At 69.9% G+C, this 850-nt stretch carries 2 pseudogenes; one reads left to right on the top strand and one right to left on the bottom strand.

Features of this window, described 5'->3' with window-relative positions:
• Nucleotides 1-379 (top strand): annotated as a pseudogene (locus tag A5695_RS01150) (hypothetical protein); the annotation flags it as partial.
• A 4-nt stretch (nt 380-383) separates the two neighbouring features.
• Here A5695_RS01150 and A5695_RS01145 read toward each other — a convergent pair.
• A pseudogene (locus A5695_RS01145) lies at nt 384-850 on the bottom strand (hypothetical protein); the annotation flags it as partial.

Raw genomic sequence — 850 nt, 5'->3', positions numbered from 1 at the left:
CGGCGCGGAGAATGTGCCGCTGGACGCCAACGCCCCGCAGGGGGCGTTCACCGCCGCCCGGGCCGCCAAGGCCGCGGGCGTGCAGATCTCGACCATCTCCTTCGGGACGCCGTACGGCACCGTCGAATACGAGGGCGCCACGATCCCGGTTCCCGTCGACGACCAGACGCTGCAGAAGATCTGCGAGATCACCGACGGCCAGGCGTTCCACGCCGACAGCCTGGAATCGCTGAAGAACGTCTACTCGACCCTGCAGCGCCAGATCGGCTACGAGACCGTCAAGGGCGACGCCAGCCTGGCCTGGATGCTGCTGGGCGCGGTCGCGTTGGCCGGTGCGATCCTGGCCGGGCTGTTCCTGAATCGCCGGCTGCCCTCCTGAGCGATCAGACCGGCAGCCGCCGGTTGATCAGCAGCGCCAGCGCCGTCGCGATCAAGGCGGTGATCACGCCCAGGCGCAGCCACCCGGCGCTGCCCGGCCCCGGCACGGTCCGATAACCGATGTCCTTCTCGATGGCGTTGTAGCTCTTGTTGAGCTCGGCGATGTTGCTGGCGGTGTAGGACTGCCCGCCGGACAGCTTGGCGATGGTCTTCATGTGGTCCGTCGAGACCGGGACGGCGACGCGCTGCCCGTCCATCTCGATCTCGCCGGTCTTGGTGCCGAACGAGATCGTCGAAATGGGCACGCCCTCGTCGCGGGCCAGCCGCGCCGCCGTGTACGCCCCGTCGTGCGGGTCGCTGGGATTGGACGGCTTGTTCTCCCCGCCGTCGGATTCCAGCACGATGCGCGCCGGCGGCGGGCCGTCGCCGCCCCCCATCACCGAACCCACCGTCGCGATCGCCTGCAGCGCGG

Origin of the sequence: Mycobacterium sp. E1747 (assembly GCF_001667775.1) — a bacterium.
Classification (GTDB): Bacteria; Actinomycetota; Actinomycetes; order Mycobacteriales; family Mycobacteriaceae; genus Mycobacterium.
This window is presented reverse-complemented; position numbering and strand designations above follow the sequence as displayed.